This window comes from Cellulomonas jepli, assembly GCF_047229345.1.
Taxonomy (GTDB): domain Bacteria; phylum Actinomycetota; class Actinomycetes; order Actinomycetales; family Cellulomonadaceae; genus Cellulomonas_A.
The window spans coordinates 1-5,415 of record NZ_JBFTER010000169.1 but is presented as its reverse complement, the minus strand read 5'-3'; the positions used below and the strand labels follow the sequence as shown (position 1 = coordinate 5,415).

The 5,415-nt window shown below is 75.2% G+C and carries 6 protein-coding genes; all 6 read right to left on the bottom strand.

All coding sequences use genetic code 11. The annotated features are described in order from the left end of the window. Positions 1 to 2: 2 nt before the first annotated feature. Complete coding sequence (locus tag AB6N24_RS22545) at positions 3 to 1,097, bottom strand: YihY/virulence factor BrkB family protein (protein WP_412871593.1); 1,095 nt, start codon at positions 1,095 to 1,097, stop codon at positions 3 to 5. 56 nt (positions 1,098 to 1,153) lie between these two features. Beyond that, positions 1,154 to 1,720, bottom strand: coding sequence for a 2'-5' RNA ligase family protein (locus AB6N24_RS22540; RefSeq protein WP_412871592.1), 567 nt, complete (start codon positions 1,718 to 1,720; stop codon positions 1,154 to 1,156). Then, complete coding sequence (gene trpS, locus AB6N24_RS22535) at positions 1,717 to 2,751, bottom strand: tryptophan--tRNA ligase (protein WP_412871591.1); 1,035 nt, start codon at positions 2,749 to 2,751, stop codon at positions 1,717 to 1,719. The genes AB6N24_RS22540 and trpS overlap by 4 nt, the downstream gene beginning before the upstream one ends. Positions 2,752 to 2,839: 88 nt before the next feature. Further along, positions 2,840 to 3,241, bottom strand: a complete 402-nt coding sequence (locus tag AB6N24_RS22530; RefSeq protein WP_412871590.1) for a twin-arginine translocase TatA/TatE family subunit — start codon at positions 3,239 to 3,241, stop codon at positions 2,840 to 2,842. A gap of 39 nt (positions 3,242 to 3,280) precedes the next feature. Beyond that, a complete protein-coding gene (locus AB6N24_RS22525) occupies positions 3,281 to 4,669 on the bottom strand; it encodes a S1C family serine protease (protein WP_412871589.1) in 1,389 nt (462 codons plus the stop codon). Further along, on the bottom strand, positions 4,666 to 5,415 hold a 750-nt coding region (locus tag AB6N24_RS22520; protein WP_412871588.1), incomplete at its 5' end, for a zf-HC2 domain-containing protein. The genes AB6N24_RS22525 and AB6N24_RS22520, both read right to left, overlap by 4 nt.

The following is a 5,415-nucleotide window of genomic DNA, read 5'->3' as shown; positions in this document are numbered from 1 at the left end:
GGTCAGCGCATGGCGGCCGCGGCTGCGGCGGCAGCCGCGTCACGCTGCGGGGAGGCGCCCGCGGGTGCGCCCTCGCTGCCCGCCGCGGGCTCCTCGGGGCAGTCGGGCGTCGCCTCCGGCAACGGCGGGTCGGCGGTCCACGCTGCGGCGAGCAGCACGATCCGCGCGATCAGGTTGATCCACACGAGCAGCGTCACGATCACTGTGAAGGACGCGAACAGCGCGTTGCGGCCGACGCTGCCCGCCACCACCGACGTCCCGAGGAGGCGCACCACGCCGATCCCCGTCGCGGCGATCAGCGCGCCCCGGCTCAGGTCGACCCAGTCGGGCCGCTGCCCCGCGAGCACGTACACGAGCAGCAGGAACGTCGCGGCGTCGACCACGAAGGCGACGGCGACGCCGATCACCCGCACCACGACCGCACCCGACTCCTCGATGCCGAGGACCGCGAGGAGCCAGTCCGCCGCCGTGGTGACGCCGACGGTCAGGACGGCCGAGAGCAGCACGATGAACGCCATCCCGGCGAACCCGACGAGCTCGCGCAGCTTGCCCGTGACGATGTTGCCCTGGCTCTGCCCGAGCGCGTCGAACATGGCCCGGACGGCCGTGCGCAGCGCGGCGACGGCCGTCGTGGCGCTCACGAGCAGCACGACGACGGCGACGACGCCCGTGATGCTCAGGCCCGCGTCCAGGACGAGGTCCTCGGGCTTGACGAGCCCGTCACCGCTGCCGGTGTCGATGAGCCCCGGGAACGTGCCGGCCACGGCCGCCAGAACGTCGTCACGCAGGTCGACGTTGCTGCCCAGGACGGCCATGAAGATCGTGTAGCCGATCGTGAGGCCCGCGAAGACGGAGAACAGCGCGGCGTACGCGATGCCCCCGGTGAGCACTCCCCCGCCGGCCGCGGAGAAGCGGGCCAGCGTGCGAGCCGGGCGGGTCTGCTGCCACCACGTGAACAGGGCCTGCGCACGCGCGAGGATGCTCTGCTTGACCCGTGCGCCCCGTCGCAGCCCGGCAGCCACGTCCGCCGGGGCCGTGACTGCGGCGTGCGCCTTCCCGGCCCCCCGCGGGACGCCGGCCTCGTCGGGGCTCACCATGGTCCGACCCTAGGAGCAGGGCGACGGCCCGGCATCCGCAGCGCCGCGCGGGCCGCTCAGCCCGCCGCGGACTCCGACGGTGCCCGCCGCGCGAGCGCGAAGTCGCGCACCGGGCGCCACACCTCGTCGTCGCCGTGCTCGAACGACTGGATCGTCGCGACCTCGAACGACGCGTCGAAGTCGACGAGCTCGTCGAACGCCCGGTCGAGGCTCGCGTCCGGGACCTCGTGCGCCACGGTGACGTGCGGGTGGTAGTTGAACCGCAGCTCCTGCGCCAGCGGCCCCGAGCGGACGTCGCGCTCGAGGCCCTCGCAGCCGGCGATGCCGTCGACGACCTGCACGAACACGACGGGCGACACCGGCCGGAACGTCCCCGTGCCCCGCAGGTGCACCACGAACGGCTCGTGGCGGGCCGCGACCCGGGTGAGGTGCTCCTCGACCACCGCCACGTCGGTGAGGCCCACGACCGTCGGCCCGAGCAGCGTGATGTGCGGCGGGATGAGCGGCGCGGCCGGGTCCCCGAAGCGTCCGCGCGCGGCCTGGAGCGCAGGACCGAACGGCGCGGGCACCGTGATCGCGACGCCGATCCGGACCTGGTCCTCGGTGCGCGGAGGCAGCCTCACGCGCGCACCCGCACCCGCCGCCGGAGCAGTCCCGTGCGGTCGTAGATGCGCTCGAGCGTCGCCCCGGCGAGGTCCTGGGCACGTTCCGCGCCGTCGGCGAGCACCTCGTCGAGCGCCGCCGGGTCGGCGAGGTAGCCGTTCGCGCGCTCCTGGAACGGCTGCAGGAAGTCGACGACCACCTGGGCCAGGTCCTTCTTCAGGTCGCCGTAGCCGCGGCCCGCGTACTCGGCCTCGATCGTGGGGACGTCCCGGCCCGTGAGCGCCGAGTAGATCGTCAGGAGGTTCGCGATGCCGGGCTTGGCCTCGGGGTCGAACCGGATCTCGCGCTCGGCGTCCGTCACCGCCGAGCGGATCCGCTTGGCGACGACCTTCGGGTCGTCGAGCAGCTCGATGATGCCGTTCGGGTTCGCCGACGACTTGCTCATCTTCGCCGTCGGCTCCTGCAGGTCGTAGATCTTCGCCGTCGCGCGCACGATGTGCGCCTCCGGGACGACCGCCGTGCCGGCGCCGAAGCGCGCGTTCAGTCGCTGCGCGAGGTCACGCGTGAGCTCGAGGTGCTGGCGCTGGTCCTCGCCCACGGGCACGAGCGCCGTGTCGTAGAGCAGGATGTCCGCGGCCATGAGCACCGGGTACGTGAACAGGCCGACGGTGGTGCCCTCGGCGCCGTAGCGCCCGGACTTGTCCTTGAACTGGGTCATCCGGCCGGCCTCGCCGAAGCCGGTGTGGCACGACAGGATCCACGCGAGCTCGGCGTGCTCGGGGACGTGCGACTGCACGAACAGGATCGACCGCGCCGGGTCCACGCCGGCCGCGAGGTACTGGGCGGCCGTCCGGCGGGTCCGGTCGCGCAGCACCGCCGGGTCGGGCGACACCGTGAGCGCGTGCAGGTCCACGACGCAGTAGAGCGCGTCGTACGACTCCTGCAGCGCGACCCACTGGGTCAGCGCGCCGAGGTAGTTGCCGAGGTGGAGCGAGTCGGACGTGGGCTGCATCCCCGAGAAGATGCGTGCTCGCTGCGTCGCAGAAGACATTGCGCCATTCTGTCAGGCGCGGAGCCGTGCTGAGGCCCAGGACGGGTCGGTCGCCGGGTCCGCCGCGCCGCGGGACCGCCGGGACGGCTCAGGTGGCCTCGTCGTCGAACGGGGCGGGCTCCCCCGCCCGCAGGTCGGCGGCCGGACGCGGGCCGCGCGTCGTCGAGCCGTTGCGCGCGGCGTACGCCGCCGCCGATCCGGCGACCGCACCGGGCCGCTCGCCGCGGACGGGGGTCACGTCGTCGAGCAGCGCCTCGCGGACGATGCGGCGCGGGTCGTACCGGCGCGGGTCGAGCGCCGCCCAGTCGACGTCACGCACCTCGTCGCCGAGCTCCTCGTCGACGCGCTCCTTGGTGTCCCGCAGAAACACGCGCGCGCGCCGCGCCCACCGGCCGAGCTGCTCGGCGTACGCAGGCAGACGCTCCGGCCCGATGACGAGGACGGCGACGATGAGCAGGACGATGAGCTCGCCGCCGTTGATGTCGAACACGGGCTCAGGCTACCCCTGCGCAGCGGACCGGTCGCCGGCTCACTCGGGCGCGGACTCGTCGAGCACGACCCGGACGTCGCGCTCTTCCGAGCCGGTGCGCACGCGCAGCACGATCGTCTCGCCCGGGGTCTTCGCACGGATCGCCACGATCAGCTCGTCGGGCTCCGTGACCGGCCGGCCGTCGATCGCGACGATCACGTCGCCGCGGCGGATCCCCGCACGGTCCGCGGGTCCGCGCGGCGTGACCGGCGGGGTGTCGCCCCGCTGCTCCGTCGCGACCTGCACGCCCTCGCCGGTGTACGCCTGGTCGAGCAGGACCCCGATGATCGGGTACGTCGCCGCGCCCGTCTCGATGAGCTGCTCGGCGGTGCGCCGCGCCTGGTTCGAGGTGATGGCGAAGCCGAGGCCGATGCTGCCCCCGGCCGAGCTCAGCGCGCCGGGCGGCTGCGCGATCGCCGAGTTGATGCCGACCACCTCGCCCGCCGCGTTGACCAGCGGGCCGCCCGAGTTGCCGGGGTTGATCGCGGCGTCGGTCTGGATCGCGTTGATGAACGCCGTCTCCTGCTCGCTGCCGGCGGACACGGGGCGGTTGAGCGCGCTCACGATGCCGGTCGTCACGGTCCCCTCGAGACCCAGCGGAGCGCCGATCGCGATGACCGGGTCGCCCACCACGACGTCGTCGGAGTCGCCGAGGACGAGCGGCACCAGCCCGGCCCGCTCGACCTTGAGCACCGCGATGTCGTACTCCGGCGTGCGCCCGACGATCGTCGCCGGCTCCTCGCTGCCGTCGGCGAACAGGACGCTCGTCGTCGCCCCGGCCGTCGCGCCGGACTCGACGACGTGGTTGTTGGTCAGGATGTAGCCGTCCTGGCGCAGCACGAGGCCGGAGCCGGTCGCGGTCCCCTGCGCGCCGGCGACCTCGATCGACACGACGCTGGGCAGCACGGTCGCCGCGACCCCGGCGACGCTCTCCGGCGCACGGTCGCCCGCGCCCGTGCCGACCGCGGCGGGCAGCCCGGCGTCGGCGACCTGGCCGTCGTCGAGCAGCCGCGGCGCGAGGATGCCCCCGGTCGCCCCGGCGAGCAGCGCGACCACGGCGAGGCCCGCGGCCCAGCCGAACGACAGGCCGCGGCGGCGCTCGGGGCGTGCGGGGGTGTCCCGCTGCGGCTCGGGCAGCGGCCCGGGGAAGCCGCCCTGCCAGGCGCTGGGCTGCGGCGCGCGACCCGACGGCGCACGGAACGGGGCCGTGCCCGGCGCACCGTAGGGCGAGGTCCCGTAGGCGGGCGCGCCGGTCGGGGGTCCGTAGGCCGGTGCGGCGTACGGGGAGGGCGCCGGGGCGGGCGCGGCGGGGCGGACCGGCTGCACGGGTGCCGGCGACACGAACGACGGCGGCGCGAACGGGTTCGCGGGCTGCTCGGGCGACGTCATCGGTTCAGGAGCGCTTCGGTCACGGTGTCCCATCCTCGGGTGATGCGGGCCGGGACCCCGTCGTCGAAGCCCTCGTGGGGGAACTCGGCGACGACGGACTCGACGTCGCGCGACGTGCTCGACGAGACGACCTCGACCACGGTGTCGCCCGACTGCCAGGCAGCGTGCCACGGATGCGTCGACAGGACGTAGACCGTCCGGTCGCCGAGCGTCCGGTGGGTCGCGCCCTCGAGCGCGCCCACGTCGAGGCGTCCGTGCTGCTCGGTCACGACGACCGTGCCGCCGGGCCCGGTGAGGTCGATCTCGACCGTGTCGCGCTCGTCGAGGCGCACCGCGGTCACGTCCCAGCCGGCGGGCAGCTCGACCGGGCACGTCCACCCGCCCTCGCGCAGGCGCTCGAGCTGGTCGACGGTCGACGGGCCCACGGCGGGGGCACCGCGGGTCAGCGCGGCCTCGGCGAAGCGCTGCGTGCCGGGGGTCGCCTCGCCGAGCAGGCTCAGGGCCTGCGCCGGGTGGCTCGACGGCACGACGGGCGGCCGGTCGCCGAGCGCGAAGAGCATCGCGGCGACCGCCCCGACGCCCGCGAGCGAGCCGGCAGCGAGCCGCGCGCCGGACCTGCGCCGCTCGAGGTCGCCCGTGAGGGTGCGCGGGTGACCGGTCAGACGCGACCCGCCCGCCGGCGTCGGCCGTGCGGGGCCCGGGGACGCGAACGGGTCGCAGCGCTGCGCCGGGGCGCGCGGCGGGGT